Below are 14820 nucleotides of genomic sequence, written 5' to 3'. Positions count from 1 at the left end.
CGTTGCAAATGCAGGATCGACAAAGGGCAGAGATTTCATGCCTTTGGCAAAATGCAAGAGACACCAACGACTTGGCAACAACGGAATGTGTACAGGTGCATGCATATTTTTCTAGGATAACGGGGATGATTTGGTAAGGTAAGGACAAGTACAGCGCGCTTGGGGAGAAGTTTTGGGAGTCGTCTATCCAAATTCACAATCTGTGAAGCTTGGTGTTGTGTTGCGCCGGTCGCCGGGTGTCACCGCCTGGGCGAAGTGGGTTTGGACCGCAACCTCGGTTATTCCGGGCGCGCCGCAGGCCTCTTGGAAACTTTTGCGCGAAGAGGGCGAGACCACTGAGTACCATGCCTCCACTCATGAGCTGACACTCTATGTTTCCGATACCGAAGCCTATGCGCATGAGCTTCAGGCGGACCAGCCATCGGTTTACGTGGTGATGCGGACGGTCGACAACGCCGAAATGCCCCTGAGCATTCTGCACGTGACCGTGTCGCCCTATGAAGCACAGGATTATTGCGACAGCGGTGAAGAGACCGTGGAGCGCGTGGCGATGCCCGCTGCTGTTCATGCATGGGTCGGGGCGTTCGTCGACGACCACCATGTCGAGGAAGAATTCATCAAGCGCCGCCGTGACAAGCTGCATGTCGACCGCAAGGATGACGGCATCGGCGATGCCCGGATCGCACAGGCCACGGATGTATACCGCGCGCCAACCAGCGGGCCACGGGAGGCTGCAGAATGAGCGGGCAGCCGTCATTCTGGGCGCGTCGCCGCGCGGCGGTGCAGGCTGAGGCGCAGGCTGAACTGCGTGCGCAAGAGCTGGCGGCGGAAGCTGAGCGCGCCGCGGATCACGCGGAAAAAGACGACGAAACATTGCTTCAGGAAATGGGGCTGCCGGACCCGGATGGTCTGGAGGCGGGCGATGACTTTGCCGCCTTCATGGCGCGGGATGTGCCCCGCCATTTGCAGAATAAGGCGCTGCGCAAGCTGTGGCGTAGTAATCCGGTTTTGGCCTGTGTCGATGGTCTGAATGAATATGATGATGATTACCGCGCGGCCATGCTGGCGGCTGAGCCGATCAAAACCGCCTATCAGGTTGGCAAGGGCATGATGGCGCATCTTGAAGAGATGGCGCGCCAGAAAGAGGCCGCGGAACAGGTGGCTGAAGCGCCTGATCTGGCGGAGGAAACGCCGGAAAGTGACGCCCAAGCTTTGGTCGAAGAAAATGTGGCAACGGCAGAGCCGATTGCAGAGGCACCGACACCCGCGATGGACGAAGCGATGGATGAGGCACCCGCGCCGCGCCGGATGCGTTTCCGCTTCGAGGAGGCGACCACATGACCGCAACCGCCGAGACATTGGATATCGCGCCCGAAGATCGCCTGCGGGCTGATCTCTACAATTATCTCGGCTTGCTGCTGGCGCGCCCTGCGGATCAGATGTTGCTGGACCAGACAGCAGGGCTTGCGGGCGACGACAGCCCCATCGGTCAGGCGATCAACGGTCTGGCGCGCGTGGCCAAGGCCACCAAACCGAAGTCAGCCGAACGTGAGTTCAACGCATTGTTTATCGGCCTGGGGCGCGGTGAATTGCTGCCCTATGCCAGCTACTATCTGACCGGTTTCCTGAACGAAAAGCCTCTGGCCAAACTGCGCCAGGACATGGTGGCGCATCAGATGGCGCGGGCGGATAACGTCTTTGAGCCCGAAGACAGCATGGCCGCGCTGATGGAGATGATGGGCGGTATGATCGTGGGCCGGTTCGGCCAACCCGCGGCACTCGATCAGCAGCGGACATTCTTTAACAACCACATCGCCCCATGGGCCACGCATTTCTACACGGACCTGGAGGCGGCAAAGGCGTCGGTTCTCTATGCGTCTGTTGGTGCGGTCGGGCGCGAATTCATGGCCATCGAGAAAGAAGCATTCAGACTGACGGCAGATTGATCTGCCACAAGGGGCGGGACGCCGCTCAGGACAAGACGAAAGGGAGAAGTGATATGGCAAAGACATCTGAAGGCGATACCAACCGCCGGGATTTCCTGAAATTGGCGGGCACGGCAGCCCCTGCCGCCATTGCGGCGGTCGCCGCAGGCTCAAGCGCTGCTGCGGCATCCGAGGTGGATCCCTCTGCCGACACCATGCAGGACACGGCACATACGCGAGCGTATTTCGACAGCACGCGCTTCTGAAGCCTTTCACGTCTCAGCTATGGGCTGAGCGACAATAGATAACCCAGCCACCTTACCGGGGCAGCAAGGGAGGACAACATGCTAAGGAAAAAGACCAATCGGGTCTCGCATCGCGCAGGACGCACCAACATCCTGTCCGAGGTCGGATCGAAATCAGTGGACCGCCGGGCGTTTTTGCGCGGATCTGGTCTCGCCATCGGCGGCTTGGCTGCCATTTCCGCAACGGGGGGCTCTGTCACCCAAGCGTCGGCTGCCGCTGCTGTGGGCGGTGCGGTTGAGACCATCAAATCGGTCTGCACGCACTGTTCCGTGGGCTGCACGGTAATTGCCGAGGTGGCCAATGGCGTCTGGACCGGGCAGGAGCCCGGCTGGGACAGCCCCTTCAACCTTGGGGCCCATTGCGCCAAAGGGGCCGCCGTACGCGAGCACGCTCATGGCGAGCGTCGCCTGAAGTATCCGATGAAGAAGGAAGGCGGGGAGTGGAAACGCATTTCCTGGGAAGAGGCCATCAACGAGATCGGCGATGGCATGATGAAGATCCGCGAAGAAAGCGGACCGGATTCAGTTTATTGGCTGGGATCCGCGAAATCGAACAATGAACAGGCCTATCTGTTCCGCAAATTCGCTGCCTACTGGGGCACCAATAACGTCGACCACCAGGCGCGGATTTGTCACTCCACCACGGTGGCCGGTGTGGCGAATACATGGGGCTACGGCGCCATGACCAACAGCTACAACGACATCCACAATTCCAAGGCGATGTTCCTGATCGGGGGCAACCCAGCAGAAGCGCACCCTGTGTCGCTGCTGCACATGCTCAAAGCCAAGGAACAGAACAACGCGCCCTTTATCGTTTGCGATCCGCGGTTTACACGGACAGCGGCGCATGCGGATGAATATGTGCGCTTCCGTCCGGGCACTGACGTCGCACTCGTTTGGGGGATCCTCTGGCACATCTTTGACAACGAGTGGGAAGACAAGGAGTTCATCCGCACCCGTGTCTGGGGCATGGATCAAATCAAAACCGAAGTGGCCAAATGGACACCTGAAGAGGTGGAGCGGGTCACCGGTGCGCCGGGCAGCCAGCTCAAGCGCGTCGCGCGCACCCTGGCCAACAACCGCCCCGGCACCGTCATCTGGTGCATGGGCGGCACGCAGCACACCAACGGCAATAACAACACCCGTGCCTATTGCGTGCTGCAGCTGGCCCTGGGCAACATGGGCACCGCGGGTGGCGGCACCAATATTTTCCGCGGCCACGACAACGTGCAAGGCGCCACGGACCTTGGCGTTCTGGCCAACACGCTGCCAGGCTACTATGGCCTCTCGGACGGATCATGGGCGCATTGGGCCCGTGTCTGGGAAGAGGATCTGGATTGGCTGAAGGGCCGTTTTGCCGTCATGGAAGGCGCTGGCAAGGATGGCGGCGACCGGATGATGATCAATGAGACCGGCATCCCGGTTTCGCGTTGGATCGACGGGGTGCTGGAGGATGCGGAAAACATCGACCAGCCCGATAACACCCGCGCCATGGTCCTCTGGGGGCACGCGCCGAACTCGCAGACCCGTCAGAAAGAGATGAAGACGGCGATGGAGAAGTTGGACATGCTGGTCGTCGTGGACCCCTATCCAACGGTGACGGCGGTGCTTCAGGACCGTCAGGATGGTGTGTACCTGCTGCCGGCCTGCACGCAGTTCGAGACACGCGGATCCGTCACGGCCTCCAACCGGTCGCTGCAGTGGCGTGACAAGGTGGTTGATCCGCTGTTTGAATCGCTGCCCGATCACACGATCATTTCGATGTTTGCCAAGAAGTTCGGCTTCCACGACAAGATCTTCCGCAACATCGCGATGGATGGTGACGAGCCGGTGGTCGAGGACATCACCCGCGAATTCAACCGCGGCATGTGGACCATCGGATATACCGGTCAATCGCCGGAACGTCTGAAAATGCACATGGCGAACCAGCATACCTTTGACCGCACCACCCTGCGGGCGGTCGGAGGCCCGGCAGATGGGGACTTCTACGGTCTGCCATGGCCAAGCTGGGGGACCGCCGAGATGAACCATCCGGGTACTGCAAATCTCTATGATATGTCGATCCCGGTGGCCGAAGGTGGCCTGGCCTTCCGTGCGCGCTTTGGCGTGGAACGCGATGGTGACAATCTGCTGGCGGAAGGGGTCTCCAACCCTGGCGCGGAAATTCAGGATGGCTATCCTGAATTCACCATGCAGATGCTCATGGATCTCGGCTGGGACGGTGATCTGACCGCAGAGGAACGCGCCGCGATTGATGCGGTGGCAGGGCCCAAGACCAACTGGAAAACCGACCTCTCGGGCGGCATCCAGCGGGTGGCGATCAAGCATGGCTGCGCGCCCTTCGGCAACGCCAAGGCGCGGGCCGTGGTCTGGACCTTCCCGGATCCGGTGCCGGTGCACCGCGAGCCGCTCTATACCAACCGTCGTGACCTCGTGGCCGATTATCCGACCTATGAGGACAAGAAATTCTGGCGCCTGCCGACGATGTATAAGTCGATCCAGGACAAGGATTTCTCCGCGGATTATCCGATTGTGCTGACCTCCGGGCGGCTGGTCGAATATGAAGGCGGCGGGGACGAGACGCGCTCCAACCCGTGGCTTGCGGAACTGCAGCAGGACATGTTTGTCGAAGTGAACACCCGCGATGCCAACAACCTTGGTATCCGGGACGGCGAGCAGGTCTGGGTCGAAGGGCCCGAAGGTGGCAAGGTCAAAGTCATGGCCATGGTCACCGAGCGGGTCGAGGCCGGTGTGGCCTTCATGCCCTTCCACTTCGGGGGGCATCTGGAGGGTGTTGATCTGAGGGATAAATATCCCGAAGGCGCCGACCCCTACGTTCTAGGGGAAAGCACCAACACCGCGCAGACCTACGGCTATGACAGCGTAACCCAGATGCAGGAGACGAAAGCGACTCTCTGCAAAATCTGGGCAGCATAAGGGAGGACATGAAAAATGGCCGCTAGAGCAAAATTTCTCGTCGACGCTGAACGCTGCATCGAATGCAATGCCTGCGTGACAGCCTGTAAAAACGAACATGAAGTGCCATGGGGCATCAACCGCCGGAAGGTCGTCACCATCAATGACGGCTCGCCCGGAGAACGGTCGATTTCCGTGGCCTGCATGCACTGTTCGGACGCGCCCTGTATGGCCGTCTGCCCGGTGGATTGCTTTTATCAGAACGAAGAAGGTGTCGTTCTGCACTCCAAAGACCTCTGCATCGGCTGCGGATACTGTTTCTATGCGTGCCCCTTCGGCGCGCCGCAGTTTCCGCAGGCGGGCAACTTCGGATCCCGTGGCAAGATGGACAAATGTACCTTCTGTGCCGGGGGACCAGAGGAAAACAACTCCACGGCGGAGTTTGCGAAATATGGTCGCAACCGCATCGCAGAAGGCAAGCTGCCGATCTGTGCGGAGATGTGTGCCACCAAGGCGCTGCTGGCCGGGGACGGCGATGTTGTTTCCAGCATCTACCGCGAGCGCGTTGTTGCCCGTGGGTTCGGGTCCGGCGCCTGGGGGTGGGGCACCGCCTACGATCAAAAAGGCGGCTGACAACCTGCCACCACATGAACTTTCTCAGGGGCGGCTCCATCGGGCCGCCCCGGGTGTCTTAGCCAAACTGGAGTTTCCAATGCTTCGTCTTCTTTGCCTCCTGGTGTTCACAATGACGCTGACGGTCTCGGCGCAGGCACAAGAGGCCGAGCCAACAGATCGCAGCGCGACAGGTGGGGCGCAAACCCTCGAAGACATCATGAAACGTCAAGAAGGGCTGAAACTGGATGACAGTTTCCGCAGTGGCGTCACCGGCAGCCCTGACAATGCAGCACCGATTTCCGACCAGCTTGGCACGTTGGGCGGGGCATCAGACCCTGATCTCTGGCGTGCTTATCGCTACAATTCCGCGGCCATCACAACGCAAGCGCGCGGGCCCGCTGTGGATGTGCTGATCCAGGATGGCGGGATGCGCTGGCTGCTGTTCCGCGAAGGTCCTTTGCTGACCTATGGCATGGGGTCTTTGGGGGTGATGGTCGTGTTGCTGGTGCTCTTCTATCTGATCCGGGGCAAAATCCGGATCGATGGTGAAAAGACCGGTCAGACCATCCTGCGGTTCAAATCGGCGGAACGGTTTGCGCATTGGCTGCTGGCGGGGTCCTTCATCCTCCTGGGGATCACCGGCATCATCACGCTGGCAGGGCGCAAGTTTTTCATCCCGCTCTTCGGACATGAGGCCTTTGCCACCGTGGCTGTGGCCTCCAAATGGATCCACAACAATGTCGCCTGGGCCTTTATCCTGGCGCTGGTGCTGGTCTTTGTTTTCTGGGTTGTGCACAACCTGCCCGACCGTACCGATATCAACTGGATCCTCAAAGGCGGCGGTATCCTCGGCGGCGGTCACCCGCCCGCGAAGAAGTTCAACGCCGGTCAAAAATTCATATTCTGGTCGGTGATCATTCTGGGCGGGTCTATTGCCGCCTCCGGCTTGTCACTGCTCTTCCCGTTTGAGCTGCCGATGTTCGCGGCCACCTTTGACAAGCTCAATGCGCTGGGATTGCCGCAACTGGTGGGGTTGGGAGAGCTGAATACCGCGCTCGCCCCGCATGAGGAAATGCAATACGCGCAGCTTTGGCACGCGATTGTCAGCTTCGTGCTGATGGTGATTGTCATTGCGCATATCTACATCGGTTCTGTCGGTATGGAAGGCGCCTATGACGCGATGGGCAAGGGCGAGGTCGAATTGCAGTGGGCGCGTGAGCACCACAGCATCTGGACGGCGGAGGTCGAAAAGGCCAAGTCAGAGGCAAGTTCCACATGAGAGAGATTGTCCTCGCAGCGCTCGCCATGGTGGTGATTTCCATCGGTGCAAATTTCGCGCTGAAAGAGGCTGGCTTTTCCGCCGAGGAACAGACCACCGGGCAGGCGGTGCGGCTGGACGATTAAGCCTACTGCCCGGGCCCTACTGCGCCGCGGTGCGCAGTTCCGTCATGAGGTGGCGGAATTTTTCACCCTGAATGCCCACATGATCCCGCAGCGCATTTGCCGCGCGCGGTGCGTCTCCGGCTTTGAGTGATGCGACAATCTCTTCATGTTCGGCCATGGATTGCGCCATGCGCCCGCGCAAGCGCAGTTGCAAGCGCCGAAAGGGCTTGAGCCGACGGTGCAGGCGCAACGCCTGTCCCGCGAGATAACTGTTGCCTGACTGGGCATAGATGGTGTGGTGAAAATGCTCGTTTTCACGATAATAGCCGTCGGTATCCTGTGAGGCGATGGCGTCACGGCATCGGGCGTTTGCGCCTTCCAGCTCGGCCAGCGCCGCGTCCGAAATTCGCAGGGCTGCCAAGCGCCCACAGACCCCTTCGATCTCGGCCATGGTTTCAAACATTTCCATCAATTCGACGGGACCGGGTTGCCTTACGAAGACGCCGCGCCGGGGCAGTTGCTCGGCAATGCCGGAGGCAACCAGGCGCTGCAGCGCTTCGCGGATCGGGGTGCGGGAGACGCCGAATTGCTTGGCCAGCCTAATCTCGTCCAAACGATCACCGTCATTGAACTGTCCGGTAAAGACCAGTTCTTCCAATGCGTCGGCGATCCTGTCTGCGTGTCTGATGTCCATATGCGAACTATAAGAAAGATTTGCGCACGCAACAATCCCATTATTGTATACAAAAATATTGACTCTGGATGCGAGAGTCTGAATGCTGACCCATGAGCTGGGCATCGAACGCCAGCACTCTGGGAGGATGACAATGAAAATGAAACTGCTTTCCGCAGCTCTTGCAGCTGCTCTTGCAACGGTTGCCGCCTCGGCGCAGGCAACAGAATTGCGTCTGTCGCATCAATGGTCCAATAAGGATGTGCGCCATCAGGTGGCACAGATCATCGCTGATGAAGTTGCCGCCGCCGATGTCGATCTGGAGATCAAGATTTTCGGATCGAAATCCCTTTTTAAGCCGCGTGAGCAATATAAACCCCTGAGCCGGGGGCAGCTGGACATGACCGTGCTGCCGCTGAGCTATGCGGGCGGCCAGCAGCCGGCCTATAACCTAACGTTGATGCCGGGTCTGGTCAAAAACCACGATCACGCAGCGCGGCTGAGCGACAGCCCCTTCATGGCGGAACTCGAAGCGAAAATGGCCGATGACGATGTGATGGTGCTGGTCCACGGCTATCTCGCCGGTGGTTTTGTCGGCAAGGATAAATGCATCACCAAGCCCGAAGATGTTGTGGGTCAGCAAACGCGGGCGGCGGGCAAGGCCTTTGAGCAGATGCTTGCGGGGGCAGGGGCGTCGATTGCCTCGATGGCGTCCTCGGAGATCTACAATGCGATGCAAACCGGGGTGCTGACGGCCGCGAATACCTCGTCGTCGTCGTTTGTATCCTACCGGATCTACGAGCAGGTCGCCTGCTACACACCCGCCTCGGACGTGGCGCTGTGGTTCATGTACCAGCCGGTTCTGATGAACAAATCCACCTTTGACGGGCTGACCGAGGGCCAGCAGGCGGCGCTTCTGGAGGCTTCCGCCAAGGCTGAAGCCTTCTACCTGGAAGAAGCCAAGAAACAGGACGCGGCCTCGGTGAAAGTGTTCCAGGACGCGGGTGTGGAAATTGCCGAAATGACGGCCGAGGACTTCGCCGCGTGGCAGGAGATCGCCAAGGAGACCTCGTTCAAGGCTTTCGTCGATGAGGTGCCGGATGGTCAGGCATTGCTCGATATGGCTTTGGCCGTAGAATGATCTGTTCCGGGCGGTGAGACATCACCGCCCGTTTTCTTTTCTGCTTCTTCAGGATACTCCCCATGTCTGGTCAAAACTCCGTTGCCGAGACCCGCGTCGGGGATCACCCATTCCTGCGCGCTGTCGCGGCTCTGTCGACCCTTGCTGGCTGGTGTTCTGCTGCCATGATCGTCGCGGCCGTTGCGATCACCTGCCAGATGATCTTCGTACGCTTCGTGCTCAACGGATCGACCGTCTGGCAGACGGAAATGGTAATTTATCTGGTGATCGGCGCGACACTGGTGGGCCTGCCCTATGTGCAGCGGTTGCGGGGCCACGTAAACGTGGATCTGATCCCGCTGGCGCTGCCGAGGCAGGCGCGCCGCGCGTTGGCGGTGCTGACGCTGTCGCTTTCCATCGCGATCATTGGTGTCATGCTGTGGTATGGATATGACTATTGGCATTTTGCCTGGGATCGGGGGTGGAAGTCCGACACGGTCTGGGGCGTGCGACTGTGGATCCCCTATCTGGCACTACCCGTGGGCTTCGGTCTGCTGCTGTTGCAGCTGGTTGCTGATCTCTTTGGTGTCCTGAGCGGCACCGAAAAACCCTTCGGTCTGGAGGACGGCTGATGGACCCGCTTGTGCTCGGCGCGCTGGTGGCTGTCTCCACCATCATCGTGCTGTTTTCTGGCGTTTCAGTTGCCATTGGGCTGCTGATTGTCTCCGCCGGGTTCCTGATGATCTTCGATGGCATGCGCAGCCTTGAGCTGATGCCCGAGATTCTGTTCGGCAAGCTCGATAACTTCGCGCTGCTCTCGATCCCCATGTTCATCATCATGGGGTCTTCCATCGCCTCAACCCGGGCGGGCGCCGATCTTTACGAAGCACTCGAACGCTGGCTCACGCGCGTGCCCGGTGGCTTGGTGATCTCCAACCTCGGGGCCTGCGCGCTCTTTGCCGCGATGTCCGGCTCCAGCCCGGCCACCTGTGCTGCCATTGGCAAGATGGGCATCCCCGAGATGCGCAAACGCGGCTACCCCGACGGTGTCGCCGCGGGCTCCATCGCTGCAGGGGGCACCCTTGGTATCCTGATCCCACCCTCGGTCACGATGATCGTCTACGGTATCGCGACCGAGACCTCGATTGGCCGATTGTTCCTCGCCGGTGTCATTCCGGGGCTGATGCTGGTGGCGCTCTTCATGGCGTGGTCGCTCTATTCCACATGGCAATCTGGCAATGCGAACCTGCTGACCGCCCGCAGCTATTCCTGGCGCGAAAAGCTGGAAATCCTCCCACGCGTTCTGCCGTTTCTGGGCATCATCATCGGCGTGCTCTACGCCATGTACGGCGGCATCGCGACGCCCTCGGAAACTGCCGCTGTGGGTGCGCTTTTGTGTCTGATCATCGCGATGGTCATCTACAAACTCTGGAGTCCTTCCGCGCTCTGGCATGTGCTGCGCGACAGCACCAAGGAAAGCGTGATGATCCTCTTCATCATCGCCGCCGCCGGTGTGTTTTCCTACATGCTCTCCAGCCTCTTCATCACCCAATCCATAGCCGAATGGATCGGCACGCTGGAGGTGAACCGTTGGGTACTGATGGGCACAGTGAATGTCTTCCTGCTGATCGCCGGTTTCTTTCTGCCGCCCGTGGCGGTGATCCTGATGGCCGCGCCCATTCTGCTGCCGATCATCACCACCGCCGGGTTTGATCCGATCTGGTTTGCGGTGGTGCTCACGATCAACATGGAGATCGGTCTGATCAGCCCGCCGGTGGGTCTTAACCTCTATGTGATCAACGGGATCGCACCGGATATTTCATTGAAAACCATCCTCAAGGGGTCACTGCCGTTTGTGGCCTGCATGGTCATCGCGATCATCCTGCTGTGTCTCTTCCCGGGGCTCGCCACCTGGTTGCCCGACGCGGTGATGGGCCCCTCGTTTTGAGCTGGTTCGCGGATATCCTCTCCACGGTGTTTGAGCGGCGATACCGCAGCGCTCTGGAGCCAGATCTCACCGGGCGCTCCATCCAAGAACTGTGCACCGACCTGCTGGGCAGTTCGGGTGAAATATCGGGGGCCGTGACCGCGAGCCACATTCTCGACCGCTACGCAGGGATGGACCGGGGGGAAAAGCAGGCGTTTTTCGCGTTTCTGGCCGATGAGATGGGCATTGATCCGGAAGCCGTGCGCGCAACCCTCAGCGCCTTTGAGGCAGATCCCTCCAAACAGAGCTATCGCGCGTTCTCCATCGCCGCTGAGCCAAAACGTCAGGAGTTGGCGCGCCGCCTCAACCAGGTGCCGGGTGCCACGGCGCAGCTTGTCCAAATGCGGGATGATCTTTTGGGCTTTGCTGCTGAGCACCCCGAATTTGGTCCTGTTGATCAGGATCTGCGCCACCTTCTGTCGTCGTGGTTCAATCGTGGTTTTCTGGTTCTGCGCCCGATTGATTGGGAAAGCCCGGCGGATGTGTTGGAGAAAATCATCGCCTATGAGGCCGTGCATGCGATCGACAGCTGGGAGGATTTGCGCCGCCGGGTCCAACCGGGCGACCGCCGCTGCTTTGCGTTTTTTCATCCGGCCATGCCCAATGAGCCGCTGATATTCGTCGAGATCGCGCTGACGCGTGGTGTGCCCGGATCCGTCCAGGAGCTGCTCTCCGAAAAACGCGAAGCGCTGCCGGCGGTCGATGCGGACACGGCGGTATTCTATTCGATCTCGAACTGCCAGTCCGGGTTGGCGGGGATCTCTTTTGGCAACTCGTTGATCAAACAGGTGGTGGCCGACTTGTCGCGGGAATTGCCCGGGCTTGAGACATTCGTGACGCTCTCGCCCATTCCGGGCCTGGCCACATGGGCGCGCGCGGCTGGGGTCGAAACGACAGATGACGCCGACATGCAATGCCAGGTCGCCGCACATTATTTACTGGCCGAAAAACGGCGCGATGGCAGCCCCCGCGATCCGGTTGCGCGCTTTCATCTGGGCAATGGTGCGCTGGTGCATGATGTGCATGCGGGCGCAGATCTGTCACCCAATGGGATGGCGCAATCTTTCGGTGTGATGGTGAATTATCTTTACGATCTGTCCCTGATTGCACAAAACCACGAAGGCTATGCCGCTGAGCATAGGGTTGCGGCCTCGGCCCGGGTGCAGTCTCTGGCGGCGGCGATGGAAAAGACACAGCACTAGGACAACGAGATGGCAAATCCGCTTTTCGACACGCTCTTTGGCTGCCATGCAAGGAAAGACACGGTGTTCCTGCACCTTCAGGACGGATCGGTCGTGACCCACGCGGCCTTTCTGGCGCGGGCCGCCCAATACGCCAACGCCTTTATCGCTGCTGGCCTGCAACCGGGGGACCGGCTGGCCCTGCAGGCAGAGAAATCACCGCAATCCCTTGCCGTCTATGCCGCCTGCATCCAGGCGGGCATTGTCTATTTGCCACTGAACACCGGCTACACCGCTTCCGAAGTGTCCTATTTCGTGGAGAACAGCGGCGCGCGGCTTTTGATTTGTGACCCATCCAAGGCCGATGATCTGAAGCCGGTTGCGCAGTCCGCGGGTGCCTCCATCCTGACGCTGGATGCAGCAGGCGCAGGTACGCTGCAGCAAAGTGCGGCGGGCATGCAGACGCAGTTCGACACGGTGGCACGCGGCGCGGATGATCTGGCGGCCTTCCTCTATACATCCGGCACCACCGGACGCTCGAAGGGGGCGATGCTGACGCAGACGAACCTGCTGTCAAATGCGCAAACACTGGTTGATGTCTGGCAGTTCACCAAAGAAGACGTGCTGCTGCACGCGTTGCCGATCTTTCACACGCATGGGCTTTTTGTCGCGACCAATGTGTCCTTGCTGACGGGTGGCGCGATGATCTTCCTGCCCAAATTCGATGTGGAGGCGGTCATTGACCTTTTACCGCAGGCCAGCGCGATGATGGGCGTGCCGACGTTCTACACGCGCCTTCTGGACGATGCGCGATTTGACCGGGATCTGGTGGCGCATATGCGCCTCTTCATCTCCGGCAGCGCGCCTTTGCTGGCCGAAACCCATGTGCAGTTTGAGGCCCGCACCGGCCACCGCATTCTGGAACGCTACGGCATGACCGAAACCAATATGAACACCTCCAACCCCTATGACGGCGCGCGGCGGGCCGGGACGGTCGGGTTCCCGCTGCCGGGGGTTGAGCTCAAGATCACCGATCCGGCGACAGGTGACGCGCTGCCGCAAGGGGAGATTGGTCAGATCGAGGTGCGGGGTCCGAATGTGTTCAAAGGCTATTGGCAGATGCCCGAAAAGACCCGCGAAGAGCTGCGCGCGGATGGGTTCTTTATCACCGGCGATCTCGGGCTGATCGACGATCAGGGCTATGTGCAGATCGTGGGCCGCAACAAAGATCTGATTATTTCAGGTGGCTACAACATTTACCCCAAGGAGATCGAAGTTCTGCTGGATGATCAGCCCGGCGTGCTCGAAAGCGCCGTCATCGGTGTGCCGCATCCGGACTTCGGGGAGACGGTGGTTGGGTTTCTGGTGCCGGAGAAAGGCCAGGACCCGGATCTGGAAAGGATCGACCGCGCGGCGCGTGCGGATCTGGCCCGCTTCAAGCACCCGCGCAAATTGATTGTCCTGCCGGAACTGCCACGCAACACGATGGGCAAGGTGCAAAAGAATGTCCTGCGTGCAGAATACGGGCAGCTTTTCAGCGCCTGACCATCACAGCAGGTCTTGTGGCGTCTTCCCGGCAAAAAACGCATCCAGATTGTCGAGCGCCCGGAAGCCCATGGCGTCACGGGTCTTTGTGGTGGCTGAGCCGATGTGCGGTAGCATGAAGATGTTTTCATGGGCGGCAAAGTCAGGGTTTCCGCCCGGTTCGACCTTGAAACAATCCAGGCCCGCCGCTGACAGATGCCCGCTGGACAGGGCGGCCAGCAGCGCGTCTTCATCGACCAGCGCGCCGCGTGCGGCGTTCACCAGAACCGCGCCTTTCGGCAGCAGGGCAAACCTTTCGGCGTTCATCAAGTCGATTGTTTCCGGCGTGGCCGGGCAGTGCAGCGACAGAAAATCGGCGACAGCGAGAAGGCTTTCGACACTGTTATGATAGGTCGCGCCCTGCGCCTGCGGGTCGGGCAGGGGGCTGCGGTTGTAGTAGTGGATGTCCATGTCAAAGCCACGGGCCTTGGCAGCAAACGCGCGGCCCACACGCCCCATCCCGACGATCCCCAGCCGCGCGCCGGTGAGTTGCTTGCCGACCATGAAGGAGGGGGACCAGAAATCCCACGCGCCTGTCCGCACGATCCGGTCGCCCGCCACCGCATGGCGTGCGGCCCCCAGCATCAGCAGCATGGCAAGCTCGGCTGTGGCGTCCGACAGCACATCCGGCGTATTGGTCACCGCAATGCCCCTCGCTTTCAGGCTGGGTAGGTCGCAATGATCGACGCCCACGGAATGATTGGCGATGATCTTCAGGCGCGGGTCCAATTGGGCGGCGACTTCGGCGCTGAAATGCTCGGAGTGGCAGGGGATGATCGCATCAAATTCGGCACTCGCCGCAATCAGGTCCTGTGCACTGCCGGGCGTGTCGGCATGGTTGACGACAGTATCATAGTCCCTCTCGGCGCGGGCGAGGGTGGCGTCGGACAGGCGACGCGTGATCCAAAGGCGAGGTTTGGTCATGGGTCACTTCTTTCGAATGCACTCGTCCCAATAGTCATAGATCGCCATGGCGCAGACGATGATCACAATGACCATGAAGGGAAAGCCCCCCCAGAACCCGGCAAAACCGGTTGAGATGCTGTGCGAGAGCTCGCCTACAAAGATCACCAGCAACGCGGTGCCGATGAGCCCGACGATCAGTTTGACGGTATATGACATCTTTGCGTC

Annotated in this window: 16 protein-coding genes; 13 read left to right on the top strand and 3 right to left on the bottom strand. The window is 60.1% G+C overall.

What is annotated here, in order from left to right:
* The first annotated feature begins 202 nt into the window (after nt 1–202).
* The 8 genes from Q1A63_RS10240 (at nt 203) to Q1A63_RS10205 (ending at nt 7165) form a co-directional block, all read left to right on the top strand.
* Nucleotides 203–742 (top strand): DUF3305 domain-containing protein, encoded by a 540-nt coding sequence (locus Q1A63_RS10240; protein ID WP_299631429.1) that lies wholly within the window; start codon nt 203–205, stop codon nt 740–742.
* Complete coding sequence (locus Q1A63_RS10235) at nt 739–1341, top strand: DUF3306 domain-containing protein (RefSeq protein WP_298970720.1); 603 nt, start codon at nt 739–741, stop codon at nt 1339–1341. The genes Q1A63_RS10240 and Q1A63_RS10235 overlap by 4 nt, the downstream gene beginning before the upstream one ends.
* On the top strand, nt 1338–1946 hold the full coding sequence (locus Q1A63_RS10230; protein WP_298970721.1) for a molecular chaperone TorD family protein: 609 nt from the start codon (nt 1338–1340) through the stop codon (nt 1944–1946). Before Q1A63_RS10235 ends, Q1A63_RS10230 begins: the two co-directional genes overlap by 4 nt.
* 53 nt (nt 1947–1999) lie before the next feature.
* A complete protein-coding gene (locus Q1A63_RS10225; protein WP_298970722.1) occupies nt 2000–2191 on the top strand; it encodes a twin-arginine translocation pathway signal protein in 192 nt (63 codons plus the stop codon).
* A gap of 78 nt (nt 2192–2269) precedes the next feature.
* Nucleotides 2270–5167, top strand: coding sequence for a formate dehydrogenase subunit alpha (locus tag Q1A63_RS10220; protein WP_299631426.1), 2898 nt, complete (start codon nt 2270–2272; stop codon nt 5165–5167).
* A gap of 15 nt (nt 5168–5182) precedes the next feature.
* Nucleotides 5183–5779 carry a formate dehydrogenase FDH3 subunit beta gene (gene fdh3B / locus Q1A63_RS10215; RefSeq protein WP_219506207.1) on the top strand — a complete coding sequence of 199 codons (597 nt, stop codon included), beginning with the start codon at nt 5183–5185 and terminating at the stop codon, nt 5777–5779.
* 79 nt (nt 5780–5858) lie between these two features.
* Nucleotides 5859–7040 (top strand): formate dehydrogenase subunit gamma, encoded by a 1182-nt coding sequence (locus tag Q1A63_RS10210; protein ID WP_298970724.1) that lies wholly within the window; start codon nt 5859–5861, stop codon nt 7038–7040.
* Entirely contained in the window at nt 7037–7165 is a 129-nt protein-coding gene (locus Q1A63_RS10205) for a hypothetical protein (protein ID WP_298970726.1), read from the top strand. The genes Q1A63_RS10210 and Q1A63_RS10205 overlap by 4 nt, the downstream gene beginning before the upstream one ends.
* Nucleotides 7166–7181: 16 nt before the next feature.
* Here Q1A63_RS10205 and Q1A63_RS10200 read toward each other — a convergent pair whose 3' ends face one another.
* The gene (locus Q1A63_RS10200) at nt 7182–7838 is read right to left on the bottom strand and encodes a GntR family transcriptional regulator (protein WP_298970728.1); all 657 of its coding nucleotides are present in this window, start codon (nt 7836–7838) and stop codon (nt 7182–7184) included.
* A 139-nt stretch (nt 7839–7977) separates the two neighbouring features.
* Here Q1A63_RS10200 and dctP point away from each other — a divergent pair, with 139 nt between their 5' ends.
* The 5 genes from dctP (at nt 7978) to Q1A63_RS10175 (ending at nt 13650) form a co-directional block, all read left to right on the top strand.
* On the top strand, nt 7978–8958 hold the full coding sequence (dctP, locus tag Q1A63_RS10195; protein WP_298971577.1) for a TRAP transporter substrate-binding protein DctP: 981 nt from the start codon (nt 7978–7980) through the stop codon (nt 8956–8958).
* 62 nt (nt 8959–9020) lie between these two features.
* A complete protein-coding gene (locus Q1A63_RS10190) occupies nt 9021–9569 on the top strand; it encodes a TRAP transporter small permease (RefSeq protein ID WP_298970730.1) in 549 nt (182 codons plus the stop codon).
* Nucleotides 9569–10885 (top strand): TRAP transporter large permease, encoded by a 1317-nt coding sequence (locus tag Q1A63_RS10185; RefSeq protein WP_298970732.1) that lies wholly within the window; start codon nt 9569–9571, stop codon nt 10883–10885. The genes Q1A63_RS10190 and Q1A63_RS10185 overlap by 1 nt, the downstream gene beginning before the upstream one ends.
* Nucleotides 10882–12126, top strand: coding sequence for a malonyl-CoA decarboxylase (locus Q1A63_RS10180; protein ID WP_298970734.1), 1245 nt, complete (start codon nt 10882–10884; stop codon nt 12124–12126). The genes Q1A63_RS10185 and Q1A63_RS10180 overlap by 4 nt, the downstream gene beginning before the upstream one ends.
* A gap of 9 nt (nt 12127–12135) precedes the next feature.
* Entirely contained in the window at nt 12136–13650 is a 1515-nt protein-coding gene (locus Q1A63_RS10175; RefSeq protein ID WP_298970735.1) for a malonyl-CoA synthase, read from the top strand.
* 3 nt (nt 13651–13653) lie between these two features.
* Here Q1A63_RS10175 and Q1A63_RS10170 read toward each other — a convergent pair whose 3' ends face one another.
* On the bottom strand, nt 13654–14613 hold the full coding sequence (locus tag Q1A63_RS10170; protein ID WP_298970737.1) for a D-glycerate dehydrogenase: 960 nt from the start codon (nt 14611–14613) through the stop codon (nt 13654–13656).
* A gap of 3 nt (nt 14614–14616) precedes the next feature.
* Nucleotides 14617–14811, bottom strand: coding sequence for a hypothetical protein (locus Q1A63_RS10165; RefSeq protein ID WP_195818937.1), 195 nt, complete (start codon nt 14809–14811; stop codon nt 14617–14619).
* Between the last annotated feature and the right edge of the window lie 9 nt (nt 14812–14820).

The sequence above is a fragment of the uncultured Roseobacter sp. genome (genome assembly GCF_947499265.1).
GTDB lineage: Bacteria > Pseudomonadota > Alphaproteobacteria > Rhodobacterales > Rhodobacteraceae > Roseobacter.
This window is presented reverse-complemented; position numbering and strand designations above follow the sequence as displayed.